This is a genomic window from Caldithrix sp. (assembly GCF_056497305.1).
Genome location: NZ_JBSMDE010000133.1, coordinates 1 through 22,147, shown reverse-complemented (window position 1 = coordinate 22,147; position 22,147 = coordinate 1). Strand labels below are relative to the sequence as shown.

Here is a 22,147-nt window from a genome sequence, read left to right as displayed (position 1 = left end):
ACTTGTGAATGCTTGTGATGAAATTCTACGGGAAAGCCGGATGCGGGAAATCCGCACGTCCGGTTTGAGGAGGGTTAAGGCGGATGTAAAGACTCTTGTTCTTTTCATTCCCTTTTCTACTCTACCGTGATATCTTCCGCTGCATCTTGTCTTTCTGGAGCGTTGTGCCTTAAATGCTCGAGCCGGCCTTTGTGGCTTTTGGTGCGCAATGGCGGATTTATGGTTGCAGCTGTGTTGCCTTAAATTTATGAAAATTGAGAAAGACCGGTTCGCTTTTTCTGAGCGAACCGGTGCCATTAGATGAGTATTATGGTATACTACCATTACAGAAGATCGCTTAATGAGATAATCACTCCATCCGGCCATTTATTGGTAAAAACTTGAACAACGTCATCGCAACTGGCTTCATACGGTTCAAAATCAAAACCAAAATAAGTTTTGTCATTTCCCTCGTTCAACATAACATTTAGTCGACCACGATAAGGATATTCGCAGAGCAATTTAAACTCCAATAACTTCCGGAGCGGGGTATAAATATAATAGGCATATTGTGCGTTTTTTGATTCACCAACCAATTTAGCGCTATTCAAATCCACATGACAATAATAGATATCGTCAAATGGATTTTGTAAAGTTGCGTTTAAATCAGGTAACATGGCAATTTGCCCATTACAAGTCCATGAGATATTACCTTCTTGCAAGTTTCCATCCTGAATATCAATAAAAATGGAGTCAATACCAACCTGGAACTTAACAGTACCAGTTAAAAGGTAATCATTGGCAGTAAAATCATTGAAAGAAGCTAAAAAGACCAGTTTTCCGTTTTCTAATTTTCCTTTGAGAAAAATAGAACCACTATGCGTTATTCCGGCAGCTCCAGTACATCCGGTTCCATAGTCGATAAAGATTTCGCGTTCTGTACGTTTAACGGTAACCAGCGGGCAGTCGGAAAATAGCGTATCAAGAACACCTGAAGTTTTCTCAAAAGAACTGGCGGTATTGCCAGAATTAGAAGCTACAATGGCCGAGGCGGGCATGGTCATCGATTCTGCAAAAACAATCGCGCTAGCGGCAGCTTCGGCGCTGGCCTGAACGTTTTCATCTTCTGTAATAGCCGTTACGGGGTCTTCTTCTGAATCTGCGCTCTTTTTATTACAACCAGTAATTAGTACTGTGGCAGACATCAGTACAACGATAAACGGTTTAAAAATGGCAAACGGTTTCATTTTTTCCTCCTGTGGTTTAAATTTTAATATGATTAGTATCCCTTTGCGCTATGCGTTAAAACAAATTTAGAAAGTAAAAATCTGACTATTGTTGCAAAAATGTAGCAAAAGTGTTGCAAAAATCTTGTTTTGCAATATGGACTGTACTTTTAATGGATTATTTTCTTAAATTGTAAACAGTTGATAAAAAGCGGAGAGGCGTTTTTAATGACCGAAAACGGCTTGCAGCCTCAGCAAAAATATTCTGTTTTTTTAATCGAAGACGAAACAGGTATTGCTCAAACCATTACGGTTCAATTGCAATTAGTTGGTTTTACGGTATATCATGCTCTTAATGCCGAACAAACATTAAATTCGGAGCATCTGGAGCATTGCGATGCCATCGTTCTGGATTGGATGTTGCCCGATATTCAGGGCCCGGATTTAATTCCAAAATTACGTCAACGTACCCTGGCCCCTTTGCTCATGTTAACGGCAAAATCGGAATTAGTGGACAAGCTGGTGGGGCTGGATGCAGGGGCCGATGACTATTTGACCAAACCATTTGATATGATGGAATTGATTGCCCGTATTAAAGCTCTGATCCGTCGGAGGCAAATGGACAGAAAGAAAGCAGAGGAAAACCATCAGTTACTGATCTACGGCGCAATTACCTTTAATCGGACCACCAGGCAGGTAAAAGTACATGGCCAGCTCATACGTCTAACCCCCACTGAATTGCGCCTGCTTGAGATATTAATTCAGCATCCAGGAAAGCTGTTCACCCGAGAAGAATTGATCAAGGAGGTGCAGGGATATGAATATGAAGGCTATGGCCGTACATTGGATTCACACATCGCCCGATTGCGGGCAAAAATTGAAGATGACCCCAGGCATCCGCAATATATTATTACGGTGTTTGGCCTTGGTTACAGGTTGGGAAAGGGAGCATGAAGTTACATTCGTATTACACAAAAGTGATTTTTATTTTGATTATTGTATTTCTGACACTATTTATATTACTGGGCGTTATTGGCGGCTATATTATAAAAAAGAGTTTTAAAGAAACACTAATTATGGCTCAGCAACCGCGCTTTAATGCCATATTCAAACGTCTTTACCAAATCCAGCATGAAGATAATCCGGAAGAGAAAGTCCAGCAATTTGTAAAAACGCTTTTTCTGGAAAGTCAATTCGATCTCTACGATAGTAGTGGGCATTGGGTTGCCGGGAATCATATGTTCATTGAACCGGAATTAAGGCTTTTGGAAGCAATTAAACGCGTACATGGACAGCTTGGTGGCTACGCTATGCATTTTGTAAGCCCTTTTGCCCATAGTCGTTTCTCGCACATCCTGGTTACCTGGAAGCCAGAAGAACCTTACATATTAAAAAAAGCACTGTTTCTGTTAATGATTTCGGCGGGCGTAACCATTCTGGTCGCTTTTGGCGTGGGCTGGATTCTATCTTCTTCACTGAATCGAAGGTTGTTAGTTTTACAGCGTGGAGTGGCAGAGATTGAACGGGGTAATTTAAACATCCGCTTAAATATTAAAGGTAATGATGAAATTGCTTTATTAGGTAAACGATTTAATCGAATGGCACAGCAGCTTCGCGATTTAATTCAGCAGTTAGAGGAGAGCAATCAGGCGCGACAACGCTTCATTGGTCATGTTACTCACGAAATGAAATCTCCTATTACATCCATCAAAGGTTTTGTGGATATCATCGATTATTTAAAACTTCTGGAGAATAATCCTCAGGGTAACCAATTGTTAACAGTTGTGCGTAAAGACATCCGACGGTTGGTTAAAATGGTAGACGATTTAATTCAACTGGCGCGTTACCAGGACCCCGATTTCAGCATTCGAAAAGAACGGATTAACCTGAGAAAACTGTTAAAAGAAGAACATCAGTATTTTGAATCAAAGGCCCGTCGTTTTAAAGCGCAAAGCATTTTAATAATGGAAGGTGCTAAAACCGTGTACATAATGGGCGACCCCACCCGTCTGGCGCAAATTTTGGATAATGTTTGGAGCAATGCGCTAAAATATGGAGACTTGATGAAACCAATTGTCACCCGATTACAAAAAGAAAAGCATACCACCATTCTAATCATCAGTAATAATCTGATTTTTCCTCTGGGAGTAGCGCCGGAGCAATTATTCGAACCTTTCTACCGCCATCAAAAGCATGCTGAAAGGATAAAAGGCTCGGGCCTGGGGCTGGCTATTGTCAAAGAATTGGTGGAAAAGCTGGGCGGTACAATTAAGGCTCAGGTGCAAGACGATGCGTTGCATATTGTTATGGAATGGCCTCTAGCCTGATTTGGAATATAATAAAATTTGCCTTAAGACTTTTAATAATGTACATTTGGCTATTTCGTATAAAAATGAAACAAAATAGAGACCGGGCATTTAAATAAATGCAAAGTTTTGAGGGTTGAATTCCTCAACAAGTTTTGATAAATTCGAAAGTTCTGATGAAAATCAACATACAGGATATCGATCTTCATCCTGTGGAAGTGGATGAAGAGATAAAACTGGATTTTATATCGCCCCTGATCAGGAGTTATTATCCCAATCGGGCGAGCGTACATGTGCATGTGGAGAAGATCAAAAGAGATTTTCGCGTGCACATTGATTTATTGACGCAGGCGCACTACACCTGTGATCGCTGCCTGGATGAGTTCGATGTACATTTCACGGCAGATATCGAGCAGCAATATCACCAGGGCGCCGGTGAATTATTGGATGAGGATATCATTCGCATTGAGGCGGATGCCATCGAAATCGACATTGATCCGGTGATATCGGAGATGATGCTCCTGAATCATCCGCAGAAGATGTTGTGTAGCGAAGATTGCAAAGGAATCTGTCCGAATTGCGGCGCACATCTGAATCATGAAGCCTGTCGCTGCGGCGAAAAGCCGATCGATCCACGCTGGGAAGAATTGAGAAAGTTATTAAAATAGGAGAGGGAAATGGCAAATCCAAAACGAAAAGTATCACGCAATTTAAGAGATAAACGCAGAGCGCAATGGATGGCCAGTTTACGTGCCGGTTCTTTGGTTATCTGTGATCATTGTGGCGAGAAGAAACTGCCTCACCGTGCCTGCCCGAATTGCGGGTATTATCGGGGACGCAACGTGTATATTCCCAAGTCGGTTTAATCGTTTCTTGCGAAGGAATTCCTAATGCGCATCGCCCTGGATGTTATGGGGGGTGATCATGGGCCCCGTGCTACGGTTACTGGGGCTTATTTATATTTAAAGGAAGCCCCTAAAGAAGATCAGGTTATTCTGGTGGGGGATCAGGATTTAATCAAAGAGCGATTAAAACATATTCCTGAAAAATATCATGGTCGTTTTACCATCGTTCATGCTCCGGAAAATATCGGCATGAATGAGTCGCCCACCGAAGCGTTTAAAAAGAAAACCAACTCTTCCATGGTTGTGGGCTTGCAGTTGCATGCCAGGGGCGAAGCCGATGCCTTTGTAAGCGCCGGACACACTGGGGCGCAAATGGCTGGTTCATTATTGACTCTAAAACGAATTCCCGGTGTTAAGCGGCCTGCCATAGGTTCGTTTTTGCCCAGTGAAAAAGGCATGGTCTTTTTAATTGATGTGGGCGCGAATGTTGATTCAAAACCGATTCATCTATTGCAATTTGCCCTGATGGCTGATATCTTTGTCAGCGAGGTGTTTCAACAAAAAGATCTAAAAATTGGTCTGCTCAGCATTGGTGAGGAGGAAAAAAAGGGCAATGCTTTGACCCTGGCCGCCCATCAATTATTTAAAAAAAATCTGCCAAACTTTTACGGCAATGTGGAAGGGCGGGACATTTTAAAAGGGAAAACCGATATTATTGTTTGTGATGGCTTTGTGGGAAATGCCCTGTTAAAAATGGCCGAAAGTGTAATGGGTGTGATTGTGAAAGCGATCAAACGGAATATTGGCGCCAATTTATTTACCAATTTTGGGGCGCTGCTGGTGAAGCCCGCTTTTAGTGAATTAAAACGTAGTTATGATTATCAGGAGTATGGGGGCGTCCCTTTGCTGGGCGTAGATGGAATCTCCGTAATCTGCCACGGCAACTCTACCGATCGAGCCATTAAAAACGCGTTAAAGGTAGCTCGCGAAATGAGCAGCCATCAAGTGAATAAAAGAATTGCAGAAAAATTGAGGGAAAAGGAGTTGAGTAATGCCTAAGGCTTACATTAGCGCGGTGGCGCACTACGTGCCAGAAAAGGTACTGACCAATTTTGATCTGGAAAAGATGGTCGATACCAGCGATGAATGGATCAGAACGCGTACTGGAATCAGAGAACGACATATTCTGGAACCGGGAAAGGCTACGTCAGACATGGCTTCCGAAGCTGTAAAGAAGCTGTGCGAGCAACGCGGTATTGATCCTTTAGAAATTGAAGGCATCATCGTGGCCACGGTAACGCCCGATATGTTCTTCCCCAGTACGGGTAATCTGGTTCAGGAAAAAGTAGGCGCTAAAAATGCCTGGTCATTCGACGTGGCTGCCGCGTGTTCCGGTTTTATTTACGCGCTTTCTGTGGGCGCTCAGTTCATTATGGCTGGCACGCACAAAAAGATTGTTGTGGTTGGCGGAGATAAGATGAGCGCCATAACTAATTATCGGGACCGCAATACCTGTGTTTTGTTTGGCGATGCGGCCGCCGCTGTGTTGTTGGAGCCTACGGAAGATGAAAATATTGGCATTATAGACTTCATGTTGTTTTCTGACGGCAGTGGGGCCGATTATCTGAAAATGAAAGCCGGCGGCAGTCTGTTTCCGGCCTCATTGGAAACCGTGGTGAATGACTGGCATTACATCTACCAGGATGGCAAAACGGTTTTTAAGTTTGCCGTTACAAAAATGGCCGAAGTTTCAGTCCATATTTTGGAAAAGAATGGCCTTTCCGGTAAAGACCTTACCCTCTTTGTTCCTCATCAGGCCAATCTGCGCATTATTGACGCTGCCGTTAAACGATTGGGCATTGATTATGACAAGGTCATGATTAACATCGATAAGTATGGAAATACAACGGCTGCCACCATCCCTCTTGCTTTGTCCGAAGCTTTTCAGCAGGGCAAGCTCAATGTGGGCGACCTGGTTCTGTTTGCTACTTTTGGTGGTGGTTTTACCTGGGCCTCGGCACTGTTACGCTGGGGGATCCCCAAACCAGAAAATACCATCTCAGAGTAGTTGAGGCAGGAAATAGAGTGATGAAACGAGCATTTATCTTCCCGGGACAGGCATCGCAATTTGTGGGGATGGGCAAAGACCTGTACGAAGAATTCGCTACCGTCCGTAAAATATTCGACCGGGCTGATGAAATTTTGGATTTCGGTTTGAAAAAGGTCTGTTTTGAAGGCCCTGAAGAAGAACTAAAATTGACCTTTATTACGCAACCTGCTATCTTTGTCCACAGCATTGCCGTGTTTTCTTTGTTAAAGGAAAAAGGATTTTTACCTCAGGGCGTGGCCGGGCATAGTCTTGGCGAGTACAGTGCCCTGGTGGCGGCTGGTAGTCTGTCCTTTGAAGATGGCTTGCGTCTGGTTCAGAAACGTGGGCGCCTGATGCATGAATCGGGTAACAAGCATCCGGGTACCATGGCGGCCATTATTGGCCTTTCCGAAGAGCAGATACAGACCTTGTGCGACCGGCTTTCGGTCCGTGGCATCATTCAAGCGGCTAATTTCAATTCGCCCGGGCAAATTGCCATTTCCGGCGAAGTTGAGATCATCCACGATGCGATTGAGCTGGCTAAAGAGATGGGCGCTAAAAAAGCGGTTGAACTGGTGGTTTCGGGCGCGTTTCACAGCCCGTTGATGGACGATGCCCGCGCTGGCTTACAGGAGGCTCTGGAAAAGACCGCTTTTAATGATGCCGAAGTGCCGGTTTACTCTAATGTGACAGCCAGAGCGGTCAGCCGTAAAGATGAAATTCGCACCTTGCTCTTTAAGCAGTTAACCAGTCCGGTATTATGGCAAAAAAGCATGGAAAATATGATAGCCGATGGGTTTAATGCCTTTTATGAAATAGGCCCGGGCAGAGTATTGTGCGGTTTATTGAAAAGAATAAACAGACAGGTGCCATGTCAGCCCGTTGGCACGGTGGAAACGGTAAATAAATTGGGGGATGCAGAATGAGCGAAAACAAAGTAGCCATTGTAACCGGTTCGGCACGCGGAATTGGTAAAGCCATTGCCTTAAAGCTGGCTTCAGATGGGTATCACGTGGTGATTTCAGATATTCTGGAAGATGCCGCTAAGGAGACAGCCAAAGAGATTGAGGCTCAGGGAGTTAAATCGCTGGTGGTTGTGGCGGATGTTTCCAAAGCCGAAGATGCACAGCGTCTGATTCAAGAAACGGTCAAGGCTTTTGGCCAGGTGGATGTGCTGGTGAATAATGCCGGGATTACGCGCGACAATCTGGCCATCCGCATGAGCGAAGGTGAGTGGGATTCGGTGCTGAACATCAATTTAAAAGGAACTTTCTTGTGCTCACAGGCTGCCGCCAAAGTGATGATGAAGAAACGTAGTGGGCGTATCATTAACATCGCTTCGGTGAGCGGAATTTTAGGCACGGCCGGGCAGGCCAATTACGCTTCGTCAAAGGCGGGCGTGATTGCCTTAACCAAGGCCTTTGCCCGTGAGCTGGGCGCGAGGAACATTACGGTAAATGCGGTTGCGCCGGGTTACATTGCCACGGAAATGACCGAAAAATTGCCGGAGCAGGTAAAAGAAGAATATCTGAAGCAGATTCCTCTGAAACGAGCTGGAACGCCTCAGGATGTGGCCAATGTGGTGGCCTTTTTAGCCAGTGAAGCAGCTGCCTATGTTACAGGAACCACGCTGATTGTCAGCGGCGGTCTGGTCATGTAAATGAATATTTTGAACATAAACCATGTATCGTACAACTAACAAGGAGAGATGATATGGATATTGAAGCAACCGTTAAGGAAATCATCGTTGAGCAATTGGGCGTCGATGAATCGCAGGTAACGCCCGATGCATCATTTATTGATGATTTAGGTGCGGACAGTTTAGACACTGTAGAATTGGTAATGGCTTTTGAAGATAAATTCGGGATTTCGATTCCGGAAGAGGAAGCCGAAAAAATGCGCACCGTAGGTGACGCTGTTGAACATCTGAAACAAAAATTAGCTGAAAAAGAATGAGCAGTGCTTATGGAAGGAACGGTTTGTACACGACTGCTTCCTTCCATTTTTAGCTAAGTTACATCGACAAAAGGGTTACATTTATGGGTAAAAGACGGGTTGTGATTACCGGCATGGGGCTGATGTCTCCGCTGGGAAATAATGTACAGCAAACCTGGGAAGCCTTGCTGAACGGCAAAAACGGCGCGGCCCCAATTACGCTTTTTGACACCACTGGATACGACACCAAATTCGCTTGTGAAGTAAAAAATTACAATCCATTGGATCATTTTGACCGAAAAGAGTTGCGTCGTTTAGATCGGTTTAGTCAATTCGCTATTCTGGCTGCCGAAGAAGCCCTAAAAGATTCCGGTTTGGACCTCGATAAAGCTGACCGTGATCGGATTGGGGTCATTGTCGGCTCCGGTATTGGGGGCATGCTCTCTTTCGAAGATGAGCACACCAAACTGGTGACCCGCGGGCCCAAACGGGTCAGTCCGTTTTTTATCCCCCTATTAATTATTGATATAGCGGCCGGGCACATTTCTATTAAGCACAACTTAAAAGGGCCCAATTTTGCGACGGTTTCGGCCTGTGCAACGGCCGGGCACAGTATTGGCACCGCCATGCGCACCATCCAGTATGGCGACGCCGATGTGATGATTTGTGGCGGGGCCGAAGCTGCCATTGTACCCAGTGGCATTGCCGGATTTAATGCCATGAAAGCCATTTCTACGCGCAATGATGAACCCGAAAAAGCCAGCCGTCCCTTTGATGCTAAGCGGGATGGTTTTGTAATGGGCGAAGGCGGGGGGATTCTTGTTTTAGAAGAGTTGGAGCACGCCAAAGCGCGGGGCGCCAGAATTTACGCAGAAATGGCTGGCATGGGATTTACAGCTGACGCCTTTCATATTACGCAGCCAGCCCCTGCCGGAGAAGGCGCCGTTCGGGCCATGAAGGCCGCCCTGAAGGACGCCGGACTACAACCAACCGACATTCACTACGTCAATGCCCATGGCACGTCCACCTATTTCAATGACAAAAACGAAACCGAAGCGATTAAAACCGTGTTTGGTGATTACGCCTATGAACTGGCAATCAGTTCTACCAAATCGATGACCGGGCATTTGTTGGGCGCTTCCGGCGCATTGGAGTTGATTGTTTCTACCTTAACCATAAATCATGGTAAAGTGCATCCTACGGTAAATTACGAATATCCGGATCCAAGCTGCGATCTGAATTATGTACCCAACAAAGCAATCGACAAAGAGGTGCAGGCTGCCATCAGCAACTCATTCGGTTTTGGTGGGCACAATGTAACCCTCTGTGTTAAAAAATTTCAGGAATAACCTGCGGACATTTGAAACGATAGAGAGTAAGTAAGCAGAATGTTAAAAAAGATTCTGGAGCGGATTGGATTTGAAACTCAACAGGGGGAGCAGCCCATCCCTTTTGCTGAGATTGAGCAAAAAATAAACTATCGCTTTAAAAACAAAAAATTATTGCTCAAAGCCTTTAAGCACCGTTCCTACTTAAATGTGACGCATGAAAACAATATCGAATCCAATGAACGGCTGGAATTTTTAGGAGACGCCGTTCTCGACCTGCTGGTTGCCGATCATCTGTATCATTTTTTTGCTGCTGAGGACGAAGGCAAACTATCTAAAAAGCGTTCTGTACTTGTATCCAGACCGGTGCTGGCCCAGATAACCGAAGAAATGGGCCTGGGCGAGTATTTGCTGCTGGACAAAGGCGAAGAAAAAACCGGCGGCCGAAAACGATTGAACAATCTGGCCAATCTATTTGAATCCGTTTTGGGCGCTATCTATCTCGACGGCGGAATTACGGCGGCGCGGGAATTTGTGGATCGCTTTATTGTTCAAAATCGTGAACGTTTACTGAACGTTAAACGCTACCACAATTACAAATCAGAGCTTCTGGAAAAGGCTCAGAGTAAGGGTTGGGGAAATCCGGTGTACCAGATTGTTCACGAAAGCGGACCGGATCACAATAAGCAATTTGTCGTTCGGGTCAATGTCAATAACCGCTGGATTGCAAAAGGGATTGGCCCCAGCAAAAAAAAGGCAGAACAACTGGCAGCCCGAAAAGCGCTCCAAAAGCTGAACAAACCAGTCACTGCGAACCGTTCTAAAAATAAATCTCAAAAACAAAAGGAAACGCCTTGATAAAGATTCTAAATGTGGTTGGCGCACGACCGAATTTTATGAAAATTGCGCCTATTCAAAAAGAAATGAGAAAGTATCCCGAGTTGCAACCAGTTCTGGTGCACACCGGGCAACATTACGATGAGCGAATGTCTAAATTCTTTTTTAATGACCTACAGCTGCCTCAACCCGATATCTATTTAGGAGTGGGATCCGGCAGCCATGCCCAGCAGACGGCAAAAATTATGATGCAGTTTGAAAAGGTATTGATCGACCAAAAACCGGATCTGGTCATTGTGGTTGGGGATGTGAATTCAACAGCAGCCTGCAGCATGGTAGCGGCCAAGATGAACACCAAAATTGCACATGTAGAGGCCGGCCTGCGTTCTTTTGATCGTACCATGCCAGAGGAGATCAATCGCCTGGTAACGGATGTGCTGTCCGATTTTTTGTTTGTTACGGAAAAGAGCGGCCTGGAAAACTTAAAACGCGAAGGCATTGATGAATCCAAAATCTATTTTGTGGGCCATGTGATGATCGATTCGTTAGTGAACTTTAAGTCTCTGGCCGAAAAATCCAACATTCTGGAACGCCTGGGCCTGGTTCCTGAAACGTATGGCGTTATTACCCTGCACCGACCTAGCAATGTTGACAATAAACACAATTTTGAAAAATTGCTCAATGCCTTTGAACACATCGAAAAAAAATTGCCCCTGGTCTTTCCCATCCATCCTCGCTCGCAAAAAATGATTGATCAGTTTGGACTTCGCCCTAAAGTAGAAAAGATGCAAAATCTTAAATTGCTCGAACCTTTGGGCTACCTTGATTTTATGAAGTTATTGCACAATGCCCGACTGGTTCTGACCGATTCTGGGGGCATTCAGGAAGAGACAACCTTTCTGGGAATTCCCTGCATTACCATGCGCGAGAATACCGAACGCCCCATCACCATTGAACTGGGCACCAATGTACTGGTGGGCACCGATACCCGGCGCATAATCGAAGAGGCTGAAAAAGTACTTGACGGTAAAGCTAAAAATGGTCAAATTCCAGAGTTATGGGATGGCCATGCAGCCGAAAGGATTGTTAAAATTTTGAATGAAAGTTTAACGTGATGAGCAAATGGAATCTATTACTGATTTTAATAGGTCTGCCATTATGGTTCGCGCCCTTGTTTGCCCAGGATATTTCCACTCCAACCGATTATTCCAAAATAAGCTCTCTTTTAACCGTTACCCAACAACAAAAAGCGCTACAACCTCTGTCGGCGGGCAATCTAATTGCCTCGATCGATGAAAATATCTATGAAGTCGATTCCGGGGATGAGTTTTTCATCCGCGTGGATGTGGAAGGCCCCGATGTAAAGACCTTTCGTTTAACCGTTTCTGCCGATGGGTATTTGCCCTTTCCGGAGGTTTCGGCTGTTTTTGTGCGAGGCAAGGTGTTAAAAACGGTAAAAAAAGAGATTTTTAAACATCTGCAAAAATTTTACAATACATCAGAAATTGATATCAGCCTGGTACGCATCCATCCTGTTAAGGTTTCAATTATTGGCGCACTGGAACCGGTTGTTGATCTGGATATGAACTCTGCCGATCGCCTGCTTGATGCCGTTCAGAAAATACTTATTGCTTATAGGACCGATTCTTTACGCATACGCGATTTAGATCGTATCTCGATGCGCAAAATCGATTTGATTCGTGGAGAGCAGGAAACCTCTTATGACCTCCTGAAATTTTTGAGATTAAAAGATCAGAGTCAGAATCCGCTTTTAAAATCCAACGATATTATTTTTGTGAATTTTAAAGATTCTCTGGAAGGGAATATTTACATTGGTGGGCAGGTGGGCCATCCGGGCTATTATGAATATCTTCCTGGCGATGATCTACACACCATGATTCAATTGGCGGGTGGGCTGCAGGTTTCGGCCGATTCCAATCGCATTGAGCTGTACCGAACAATAGATGTGCAACATTTCCACCAGATTCTTACCTATCCGCACGATGGCCGTTTGCCTCTGCAACCAGGAGATCAAATTTTTGTGCGAAAAAAGATCAACCTGGGCAGACAAGAGGCTGTGATTGTTGAAGGCCAGGTTAAGTATCCTGGTACCTATCCTATTTTGGAAGGCCAGACCAAACTAAGCGATGTTTTAAAATGGTGTGGGGGCGTAACCGACGATGCTCAGCCTGCTCTGGCTTTTGTTGAAAGAAAGAAAGCGGAAAATTTTAAAAATCGTTTTCCTTTTATTTTGCTAAATTTAAATCAACCGCAAACCCCCCTGCCAACATCGGAACTGAGTTATGTTAAGAACTTTTTTGGCCAGAATGTTAGAGTTCTGCAAACCGACATAGAAACACTGTTGAGCGATTCAACTCGGGCCAACGATTTCCTTTTAAAAGATGGCGACCGAATTGTCGTACCAGCCAGGCTGAATTCGATTGTGATTTCCGGTGGGGTGAAAAAACCGGGCATTTATCCCTATCATGAAAATTTTTCGATAAAAGACTATGTGCATTTAGCGGGCGGTTATGGTGATCGCGTTAAAAAATCGATGATTAAAATTATCGATGTCAGAACCGGTGCCTGGCGCGATGCCGGTGAAAAGAGCATCCCCCAGCCCGGGGAGCAGATATTCATCCCTCAGCGCACCGAGTGGGAGCTGTGGCCCATTGTTAAAGAAGCTCTGACGGTTATTGTCCAATTAGGAACGGTTTTTGTGATTATTCGCAGTACGAAATAGCCCTAACAGGAGTAAACGTGGCAAAGACAAAATTGAATCCAATTCTCTCCTTTATCTGGGAAAAACGCAAAATAAATGTAATCGTATTTTCTGTAAGTATGGTTCTTGTGCTCATTGTTTTGTTCTTTGTTCTGGATAAATACTACACGGCCACGGTTTCCATTGTTCCATCCTCTGCCAGTTTTTCGTCGCAATTGAGCGGGAAATTGGGCGCCCTGGCCGGATTGGCGGGCATCGGTAATATGGGAGCCGGTGGGCAGTCGCAGGAGATGTACGAAGGCATCATTCACAGCCGCAAGCTGCAAAAACAATTGTTGCAAAGCGAATTTGAATTTAAAGAGGACGACGCCACGCGCAAAGAGACCTTATTGAATTTCTTAGAAATCGAAGCAGAGAACCAGAGGCAGTTGTGGGAAAAAGCCTTTAAAAAAATGGATGAAGATGTCATCTATACCGAAATAAATCCCGACAATAACATCCTTTATGTCAAAGTAACGTTAAAAAATCCTTTTCTGGCTGCCCAGGTGGCCAATAAGCTGGTGGAATATTTGGATGTCATTGTGCGCAAACAAATTAAAAAAGAATACACCGAACAGTACGATTATTTAAAGCAACGCATCTTGATAATGAAAGATAGCCTGGTGCTTTCAGAGAAGAATCTGGAAGAATTTTTAAAGACGACCCGCGATCTGAATGCTCCGGAAAATGTAATTAAAGAACTGCGCTTAAGGCGCATTTTGACCATGCAATCCGCCATATTAGCGGAGTTGCGTAAACAAGAAGAGTTGTTTGTTTTGCAGAATATGGTCAATTTGTCGCCGGTTAAAGTTCTGGATGAAGCCATTGTCCCCTATAAAAAGAGCCGGCCTCGACGCGCTCTCTTACTAATCAGTTTCTTCTTTTTGATACTCGTTGTTCAATTTTCTGTAAATTATTCGATTCTGGCATACCGTGCATTGAAACAAAACTTAGGCAGCTAACATCCGAATGACGATTTTAAAAAAAATTTTATCTTCAAAAGAATATCGTCATCTGTTAACTAATTTTTTTAACTTTACCGTTTTTCAGCTTTTCAATTATGTAGTGCCACTCATTACCATTCCTTACATCATTCGGGTTATTGGCGTGGAAAAGTTCGGCGTAATCAGTCTGGCGCAGGCTGTTGCCTACTATTTCAGAGTTGTGGTGGAATACGGCTTCCCTGTTTCAGGCGTGCAATACATAGCCCGCAATCAGAATCATCCTCAGAAGATGTCGGAGATCTTTAGCAATATTTTTATCATTCAAATTATATTGATGCTTGGCGGATTGGCTGCTTTGTGGGCCCTCCTTCAATTCATTCCCGATTTAGCCCGCGAAAGGCTGGTGTATCTGTTCGCTTATGGCATTGTGCCAGCTAACATTTTGATGGCGCTCTGGTTCTACATCGGTTTTGAAGATATGAAATATCTCAACTACATCAATTTTTTAGGTCGCCTGTTGTACCTGGCCTTGATATTTCTTTTCATCCGGAAACCGGCAGATTATATTCTGGTGCCTTTGTTTAATAGCAGCGCATTAATGATTGCCGGGGTGTTTAGCCTGTTATTGCTCAACCGGAAATTCAACATTCGTTTTCAAAAGCCGGCGCGTAAAAGAATGATGTATTATCTAAAAGACGGCTGGCCGCTGTTTATTTCCAATTTTGCGATCAATTTTTATCGAAATATCAATATCATCATTCTGGGGTTTTTTGCCTCCAAAGAGGTCGTCGGTATTTTTGCCGCTGTAGAAAAAGTGGTAAAGGTACTGCAGACGGTGTTTTCTCCGTTAACCAGGACCCTCTTCCCTTTTATTTCAAGAATCACTGCGGAATCACAGGACAGAGCTTTAAGGGCCATTTCCAAAATTATTAAAATCATGGCCTCCATTGGTCTGGGGATTACAATCACATTGATGCTTACCTCCCGCTGGGTGGTTTATTTAGTTACAGGAAAAGAAAATGTGCTGGGCGCTAATTTGTTAAAAATCGGAAGTTTAGTTATTGTGTTTGGCGTGGTGAATTACATCCTGGGCATTATATTTATGACTAATTTCGGATTAAAGAATCAATTTTCCAAAGCGGTCATCATTGCCGGTGTGACCAATGTAATTATCTGCACCATTTTTTCTAAATTCTGGCTGGCCACCGGAACGGTCATCGCCTGGACCCTGGTGGAATTATGGTTATTTATTTTGTTAAGCTGGTTTGTAAAAAAGGATAGCGAATGGAGCGTGGCGCAATTATTCCGCATGTAACGGTTATTCTGTTGAACTGGAACGGCTGGAAAGATAGCATTGAATGTCTGGAAACCTTGCTTAAACAGACCTATGAAAATCTAAGTATCCTGATCGTAGATAATGGCTCGGACGACGATTCGGTTCATAAAATAATCTCCTGGGCTAAAGGCGATCTGGATCAGATTGAAACGCAATTTCCTGAGCTGGTGTATCCCTTAAGCACTAAGCCTCTGCCTTTGATTGTGCTATCAGAATGTCACCAATCTATCAGGAAAGAAGGGACATTATTTTTATTGCCCCTGAAAGAAAACCTGGGCTTTGCCAGAGGCATGAATGTAGGCATCGATTGTGTAGTTAAATCTTTTCGAAGCGATTACATTTTACTGTTGAATAATGATACGGTGTTGGAAAGGCAGACGATTTCGCAGTTAATACATGCGCTACAAACCGAGAAGCAGGCAGCGATGGCCCAGGCAACCATTTACTATTATGACAGGCCAAAGCAGATTGCCAATGCCGGAGGGAGAATACTCCCCTGGGGGCAGACAAAATACTACAAAACAATAAATCCGGGTCAAATTCGGCAAATTGAATTTATCAATGGCTGTGCATTGTGCCTGCCCCTGCCGGTAATCAAACAGTATGGCAAGCTAACAGAAAAATTCTTTTTTGGAGAAGAAGATTTTGAATTGAGTTTAAGGGCAAAAAAGAATAATTTAAAGCTGATTGCTGTCGGCGATGCCATAGTGTACCATAAAATTGCGGCTTCGTCGGAAAAGCAGTGGCAACGTAATAAAAATAAAATTTTAATTTTTGCTTTAAATCGTACAATTGATATGAAGGACTTTTTGCCCCGATGGCAATGGGAGCTCTGGAGGATTCCCGCGGTTGTTTATTTTGGGTTGTTAATGCTTTACCGCTACCGCATTCCTCTAAACGTTTCCCTTAAATTTGTAGCAAAGATTTGGCATTATTCCAGCAAATTAAAGCAATTAAATAAGCAAGAGATTGAACAGATATTAAATGAGAACTGAATTTAATTACATTCAACTGGCCACGGTTGGTTATTCACTGTTTTTAAGTCTGCTGGTCTGGCTGGAAACCAGGCGCGTACAAAACATCATTACGCCCTTTAATCTGGCTGCCTTGCCCTTCATCTTTATTTTTCTTTTAAGCAATTTTCTGCTCATACACACCGATTTCCCTCCCATCACCATGCGCGTACAACTTTTCATCACTTTTTGTCTTGTGATTGTCTGGTTGGTAGGGCTGCTGGTTTCACGATTAATGCCTCTGCCTTCTCAGGGAAGAGCTCCCATTTATTTTAAGTTTGCGGATGAGTTTTACAAATACGATTTACTTTTAATAGGGCTGGCCTGGATCATCGCTCTGGTGACGTTTAAAAAGATGCTCTCCTTATTTAGCATGCATGGCGGTTTTGCCTTTTTTGGAAACGAAGATTACGAAAAAGAGATGATTGTGGGTATTGTGGCCCATCTGGTTCAGGTTGGTAAAGTGGTTTTTGTCTTTTTAGTCTTTATGTATCGCAAAGTACGCTTTAAAAAACTGACCTTGTTAACCTTATTTGTGCTTGGACTGGCTATTGCTTCCGTGCAGGTCAAATATCATATCATGTTCGTCATTTTTATTTCATTTCTTTTTTACAATCTGGAAAAATCGGTTAAAAAACAATTTCGCGTTCTGGCTGGTGCGGCCCTGGCTCTTTTTTTGTTGATGAATATTTTCTGGTTTGCGCTCACCCTGGCCTGGGGCACCTTTGACGTGTTTCGGACGGACATCTGGGAGTTTTTTCTCAAACAAACGCTCAATTATCTGGTTACTGGCCCCATGGTGCTGGACACATGGTTAAACCATCCTGCGGTTAAACCCGATTGGACCATGCTGATTGTCTTTTACAATTTTCTGTTCTTTGTTACTGGAAGTTTCGTTCGTTATAGCGCAGTGCCTTACGTGAATCTTGGCTTTCAGCAGACTGCGCCGGGCCTGTATTCCAATGTGGGCACCGCTTATGGCGTTTACTATTTAATAGGTGGTATTCCATTTACGGTTTTTGCTGTAACGCTATTTGCCATCATTTCTTATGTCTTCTATTTTAAAAGTCAGAGCCATTACAACCCGATATTAATTTTCCTGAATTTGCTCTTTTTGACGATGAATTTGTTGTCCTTTTTTGTGCAATATTTTACACTATTGTCAACTTATCAAAATATTGTCATTTTTATTGTATTTGTTTTATTGTTCCGCAGCATTAATTTTTTAAATTTGAATATTCAGAGAACCGATTTAAAACGGAGTGCTCATTAATGGAAATGGAATGCGGGTTTAATAAACTAAATTTGGAATATGAAAAAAAATAAAATATTAAGTATCGGCCCTTATGGTCAGCAAAGAATTGGCGGGGTTCAATATGTGACCAATATGATTCTCGATTCATCGCTACGCCAGAAATATGATTTTGTCATTTTAAACACCAACATTCCCCTCTTTTTCCATGAGTACCGTGTCGTTCGCTTTGTATTAACGATGAAGTTTATGCTTCTTTTGTTTTATTATTTGATTAAAGAACGTCCGCAGGTCGTGCATGCGCATTGTTCGAATATGGCCAGTTTCCTTGAAAAGAGTTTAATGATTTTCATAGCCAAAGCCCTGTTCCGCAAAAAAACAATACTTCATCTGCATGGTTCAAAACTGGAATCGTATGTTAAAGAGAAGAGCGTTGTCAGAATGGTCATGCGTTTTGTTTTTATTCACTGTGACGCGGTTATTATTCTGTCAGAAAATTTTAAGAAACATCTTTTACAACAAATTGGGCGCTATGCCTATGTGATCATTCCACATGGGGTTGATTACCAGCTTTACCAGAGCGTCCGCGTTACCAAACCTGATGATGGGAAATTCAGAGTGTCCTTCATCGGATTAATCGGTGCCCGGAAAGGATGTTACGAAATTGGCCAGGCCGTGCGCATATTAGTCAATAAATACAACCTTAAAAACATTTTAATTGAACTCATCGGTAGGGAAGAAGACCCCGGGGAGTTGGAAGCTGTCCAAACGTTTTATCAGGATTTAAAAGTGCAGCCTTTTATTCATTTTCACGGTCTTAAAACGGGGGAAGAAAAGATAAAGATATTAAAATCCTCGGATGTATTTATTTTGCCTTCCAGACACGATAGTTTTGGCATTGTCAATCTGGAGGCCATGGCTGCTGGATTGCCGGTTATTTCTACGAGGCAGGGTGCAATTCCGGAGTATCTTATTGACGGTGAGAACGGCTTTTTAATTGAAATAGGCGATGTGGAAGCTTTGGCGCGCAAGATATTTGACCTGTATCGGGATGAGCCATTACGCAAAAAAATGGGAAGATTAAATCAGGAAAAAATTGCTAAATATTTTTCATTCCCTCAAATTGTAAAAAAATATGAAACACTGTACAATGATTTACTGAGCTGACTGGAAGAGGAGAAGACTTAAATGAAACAACTCATTCAATATTTCAGAACAGGAGAGCTGGAGATCGTTGAAGCGCCAGCTCCTAAACCGACCGCACAGAGTTTGATCGTGCAGAGCACAAAGAGTTTAATTTCGGTAGGCACCGAAAAGATGATGCTCGATTTTGGCAAGGCTTCTTATCTGGCCAAGGCCAAACAACAACCGGAGCGTGTTAAGCAGGTTCTGGATAAAATAAAAACAGAAGGCTTGATCAGCACGGCGCAGGCAGTTTGGAATAAATTGAATGAACCGACCCATTTAGGCTACTCCAATGTGGGTGTGGTCGTGGAAAAAGGTAACAGGGTAACTGCTTTTGAAATCGGTCAACGCGTTGTTTCCAATGGCCCGCACGCTGAAATGGTTCGCGTGCCCTGGACCTTAACGGCAGCTATTCCAGAAACGGTTAGTGATGAGCAGGCCGCTTTTGCCGTGGTGGGCTCGATTTGTCTGGAAGGGATCCGGTTGGCCGGCCCAACCATCGGTGAGACAGTGGTCGTTGTGGGGCTGGGCCTTTTAGGACAGTTAACGGCCCAGATATTGCAGGCCAATGGATGTCGTGTGCTGGCTTTTGATGTTGTGGAAGAAAAAGTAAAATTTGCCAGGACTTTTGGCGTTGAGGCTGCGCTCTCTAAAACTGCTGAGGAGAACATTGAATTTGTTCTAGGCGCAACCAATGGTGTTGGCGCCGATGCTGTCATCATAACCGCTTCCACTTCTTCGGAACCGTTGTTGAGTCAATGTGCCCTGATGTCGCGCAAAAGAGGTCGCATCGTGTTGATTGGCGTTGTCCCCATTTCGGTTCCGCGGAACTTGTTCTACGAAAAAGAACTCTCCTTTCAAGTGAGTAGCGCTTACGGTCCCGGTCGTTACGATCCTCAATATGAAAGCGGCTACGACTATCCACTGGCTTATGTGCGCTGGACGGCTCAACGTAACATGGATGCCTTTCTTTTTTTATTGGAACAACAAAAAATTAATGTTGATCCTTTAATCACCCATCGCTTTCCCTTTGAACAGGCCGTGCAGGCGTATCAGACGATTGAGAAAGAAAATCCTATTGGAATTATTCTTGAGTACAAAAAACTACCTGACCGGCACACGGTGTTAAAAATAGCCTCAGAGGCGGAAAAGGAGCGAGTCCCTTCTGTAAAGATCGGTTTTATTGGGGTTGGGAATTTTGCCAAATCCATGCTTCTGCCAAAGCTTAAAAAATTGGGCGCTCCCATACAAATGATCGCCTCTTCCGACGGGCTGAGCGCCAGCATTGCCGCCCGAAAGTTCGGCATTCCAGCGGCTACCTCCAATCGTCAACTCATTTTGGACTCCAATGAAATCAACACGGTATTTATTTCGACGCGTCATGATTCACATGCCCGACTGGCAGCGGAGGCCTTGAAAAACAATAAGCATGTGTTTGTGGAAAAACCCCTGGCCGTGACCTTTGAGCAATTAAAAGAGGTGTATCGTGTCTACCAGCAAAAGCCAGACAAACATTTGATGGTCGGATTTAATCGGCGGTTTGCCCCTGCCAGCCAGGCTTTGCAAAAAGCGTTACAGGAAAGAAGCGATCCCATTTCGGTTGTGATTACAATAAATGCCGGTCACATTCCGCAGGAGCATTGGGTACACGATCCTGTGATGGGGGGTGGGCGCATTGTGGGGGAAGGTTGCCATTTTATTGATCTGGCTCGCTTCCTAGTTGGTCATGCCATTAAATCGGTTACGGCGCTTTCCACCAAAGGACATTCCGAATTGGATGAGGATAAGACCATGATCCTGCTATCCTTTGACGATGGTTCACAGGCTGCCATCCACTATCTGGCTAATGGCCATCCGCGTTTTCCTAAAGAAAGAGTAGAAGTATTCAGTTCCCAGCGGGTTTTTGTGATAGATAACTTTAAAGAACTGATGGCCTTTGGTTCGCCGCTGAAACTGAAAGGGCTCAAACAGGATAAAGGCCATTTTAATGAGTTAAAGTGGTTCCTGGAAGCTGTCCAGGGGAAGCGTCAAACGCTCATTCCGGCCCATGAACTAATTGAGGTGCATCTTGCCACACTGGCTGTCAATCAGGCCAAGGTGGAAAAGCGAACTATATTACTTAAAGCGCTATGGGCACAACTGGAAGATGAACGGTCATGATCTGTTTCATCCATATTGAAAAAGCAGCGGGCATTACCCTGCATCATATTTTTAAAAACAACAGCTTGCGCTATATTACGCTCTCGCCCTGGTCCATCTGGGCTAACGATCAGGAGAATGTATTTACTGCACAGGAGGCCCGCATTTTCTTTAAGCTGTTTCCCTATTTAAACGGCTTTGGCGGACATACAACGCGAGTTTATTTAAACTATGAACAGGTCTTGAATCGGGAGATTGCTTATTTCACCTTTTTGAGAGAACCGGTGCAGCGTTTTCTTTCCCAGTTTTTTTATCATCAACAAATTATGCAAATTGGATGGACCCTGGAATCCTTCCTGGAAAACGGCTATTTCAATAATTTTATGACTAAACGAATCTGCGGTAAGGATGATCCGGAAAAGGCCATGGATCTTTTAGAAAAAAAATTTACTTTTGTCGGTCTGGTAGAACATTTTGATGAATCGCTTTTATTGCTTCAAAACGCACTGGGACTCGTAGATTACAAAATGAATTACACCCTAAAAAATAAAAATCCGCACAAAAACAAGAACCTTATCTCCGATGCCCTTCAGGAGAGAATTTATCGGGCCAATGCGCATGATGTTGACTTATATGAGTTTGTGAAAAGGGCGCTGTATCCAAAATATAAGAAAAATTATGGAGCAGATTTGCCTCAACGATTAGAGGCGTTTCGATCTGCCCAGGAAAATTTCAAATTTAATCCCTGGAAGCTGGCCTTTCACGTGATCATGCGTCATGGAATCTACAGACACGTGGAGAAAGCACTGCACAAAAAATTCCATTAAACCGAGATTTAATGATTAGAATACTTCTATCCTCAAGAGATCTAGTCCCGCTACAGCGGGATGCGAAAATTTTTGTGCTGAAGATCCTAACCCCCCTGCCCCCTTCCCTTCTTTTAATAAAGGGAAGGGGGAGCAAATTGTGCCG

21 protein-coding genes are annotated in these 22,147 nt (G+C 43.8%); 20 read left to right on the top strand and 1 reads right to left on the bottom strand.

The genetic code is table 11. The features are described 5' to 3' along the window. Positions 1 to 323 precede the first annotated feature (323 nt). On the bottom strand, positions 324 to 1,226 hold the full coding sequence (locus ACWB0I_RS11160) for a hypothetical protein (RefSeq protein ID WP_479388143.1): 903 nt from the start codon (positions 1,224 to 1,226) through the stop codon (positions 324 to 326). Positions 1,227 to 1,433: 207 nt separating this feature from the next. Here ACWB0I_RS11160 and ACWB0I_RS11155 point away from each other — a divergent pair, with 207 nt between their 5' ends. The 20 genes from ACWB0I_RS11155 (at position 1,434) to ACWB0I_RS11060 (ending at position 22,002) form a co-directional block, all read left to right on the top strand. Further along, complete coding sequence (locus ACWB0I_RS11155; protein ID WP_479388142.1) at positions 1,434 to 2,159, top strand: response regulator transcription factor; 726 nt, start codon at positions 1,434 to 1,436, stop codon at positions 2,157 to 2,159. Further along, a complete protein-coding gene (locus ACWB0I_RS11150) occupies positions 2,156 to 3,532 on the top strand; it encodes a sensor histidine kinase (RefSeq protein WP_479388141.1) in 1,377 nt (458 codons plus the stop codon). Before ACWB0I_RS11155 ends, ACWB0I_RS11150 begins: the two co-directional genes overlap by 4 nt. A gap of 155 nt (positions 3,533 to 3,687) precedes the next feature. After that, positions 3,688 to 4,179 carry a YceD family protein gene (locus ACWB0I_RS11145; RefSeq protein ID WP_479388140.1) on the top strand — a complete coding sequence of 164 codons (492 nt, stop codon included), beginning with the start codon at positions 3,688 to 3,690 and terminating at the stop codon, positions 4,177 to 4,179. Positions 4,180 to 4,188: 9 nt separating this feature from the next. Next, positions 4,189 to 4,377: a 50S ribosomal protein L32 gene (gene rpmF / locus ACWB0I_RS11140; RefSeq protein ID WP_479388139.1), complete on the top strand. Its 189-nt coding sequence runs from the start codon at positions 4,189 to 4,191 to the stop codon at positions 4,375 to 4,377. 24 nt (positions 4,378 to 4,401) lie between these two features. Beyond that, complete coding sequence (plsX, locus tag ACWB0I_RS11135; RefSeq protein ID WP_479388138.1) at positions 4,402 to 5,415, top strand: phosphate acyltransferase PlsX; 1,014 nt, start codon at positions 4,402 to 4,404, stop codon at positions 5,413 to 5,415. After that, entirely contained in the window at positions 5,408 to 6,424 is a 1,017-nt protein-coding gene (locus tag ACWB0I_RS11130; protein WP_479388137.1) for a beta-ketoacyl-ACP synthase III, read from the top strand. Before plsX ends, ACWB0I_RS11130 begins: the two co-directional genes overlap by 8 nt. A 20-nt stretch (positions 6,425 to 6,444) precedes the next feature. Further along, on the top strand, positions 6,445 to 7,371 hold the full coding sequence (gene fabD, locus ACWB0I_RS11125; RefSeq protein WP_479388136.1) for an ACP S-malonyltransferase: 927 nt from the start codon (positions 6,445 to 6,447) through the stop codon (positions 7,369 to 7,371). Continuing rightward, the gene (gene fabG / locus ACWB0I_RS11120; RefSeq protein WP_479388135.1) at positions 7,368 to 8,105 is read left to right on the top strand and encodes a 3-oxoacyl-[acyl-carrier-protein] reductase; all 738 of its coding nucleotides are present in this window, start codon (positions 7,368 to 7,370) and stop codon (positions 8,103 to 8,105) included. Before fabD ends, fabG begins: the two co-directional genes overlap by 4 nt. A 53-nt stretch (positions 8,106 to 8,158) precedes the next feature. Beyond that, positions 8,159 to 8,401 carry an acyl carrier protein gene (locus ACWB0I_RS11115; protein ID WP_479388134.1) on the top strand — a complete coding sequence of 81 codons (243 nt, stop codon included), beginning with the start codon at positions 8,159 to 8,161 and terminating at the stop codon, positions 8,399 to 8,401. Between the two features lie 83 nt (positions 8,402 to 8,484). Then, positions 8,485 to 9,729, top strand: coding sequence for a beta-ketoacyl-ACP synthase II (gene fabF, locus ACWB0I_RS11110; RefSeq protein ID WP_479388133.1), 1,245 nt, complete (start codon positions 8,485 to 8,487; stop codon positions 9,727 to 9,729). 39 nt (positions 9,730 to 9,768) lie between these two features. Next, positions 9,769 to 10,566, top strand: a complete 798-nt coding sequence (gene rnc, locus ACWB0I_RS11105; protein WP_479388132.1) for a ribonuclease III — start codon at positions 9,769 to 9,771, stop codon at positions 10,564 to 10,566. Next, on the top strand, positions 10,563 to 11,660 hold the full coding sequence (gene wecB / locus ACWB0I_RS11100; protein ID WP_479388131.1) for a non-hydrolyzing UDP-N-acetylglucosamine 2-epimerase: 1,098 nt from the start codon (positions 10,563 to 10,565) through the stop codon (positions 11,658 to 11,660). The genes rnc and wecB overlap by 4 nt, the downstream gene beginning before the upstream one ends. Further along, positions 11,660 to 13,288 (top strand): polysaccharide biosynthesis/export family protein, encoded by a 1,629-nt coding sequence (locus ACWB0I_RS11095; protein WP_479388144.1) that lies wholly within the window; start codon positions 11,660 to 11,662, stop codon positions 13,286 to 13,288. The genes wecB and ACWB0I_RS11095 overlap by 1 nt, the downstream gene beginning before the upstream one ends. A gap of 17 nt (positions 13,289 to 13,305) precedes the next feature. Next, positions 13,306 to 14,268 carry a Wzz/FepE/Etk N-terminal domain-containing protein gene (locus ACWB0I_RS11090; RefSeq protein WP_479388130.1) on the top strand — a complete coding sequence of 321 codons (963 nt, stop codon included), beginning with the start codon at positions 13,306 to 13,308 and terminating at the stop codon, positions 14,266 to 14,268. Positions 14,269 to 14,275: 7 nt separating this feature from the next. Further along, entirely contained in the window at positions 14,276 to 15,565 is a 1,290-nt protein-coding gene (locus tag ACWB0I_RS11085) for a flippase (RefSeq protein ID WP_479388129.1), read from the top strand. Next, positions 15,535 to 16,581: a glycosyltransferase gene (locus ACWB0I_RS11080; RefSeq protein ID WP_479388128.1), complete on the top strand. Its 1,047-nt coding sequence runs from the start codon at positions 15,535 to 15,537 to the stop codon at positions 16,579 to 16,581. Before ACWB0I_RS11085 ends, ACWB0I_RS11080 begins: the two co-directional genes overlap by 31 nt. Continuing rightward, a complete protein-coding gene (locus tag ACWB0I_RS11075; protein WP_479388127.1) occupies positions 16,571 to 17,872 on the top strand; it encodes a DUF6337 family protein in 1,302 nt (433 codons plus the stop codon). The genes ACWB0I_RS11080 and ACWB0I_RS11075 overlap by 11 nt, the downstream gene beginning before the upstream one ends. 39 nt (positions 17,873 to 17,911) lie before the next feature. Next, complete coding sequence (locus tag ACWB0I_RS11070; protein ID WP_479388126.1) at positions 17,912 to 19,018, top strand: glycosyltransferase family 4 protein; 1,107 nt, start codon at positions 17,912 to 17,914, stop codon at positions 19,016 to 19,018. A gap of 21 nt (positions 19,019 to 19,039) precedes the next feature. Beyond that, on the top strand, positions 19,040 to 21,196 hold the full coding sequence (locus ACWB0I_RS11065; protein WP_479388125.1) for a bi-domain-containing oxidoreductase: 2,157 nt from the start codon (positions 19,040 to 19,042) through the stop codon (positions 21,194 to 21,196). Next, positions 21,193 to 22,002 (top strand): sulfotransferase family 2 domain-containing protein, encoded by an 810-nt coding sequence (locus ACWB0I_RS11060; protein ID WP_479388124.1) that lies wholly within the window; start codon positions 21,193 to 21,195, stop codon positions 22,000 to 22,002. Before ACWB0I_RS11065 ends, ACWB0I_RS11060 begins: the two co-directional genes overlap by 4 nt. Positions 22,003 to 22,147 lie beyond the last annotated feature (145 nt).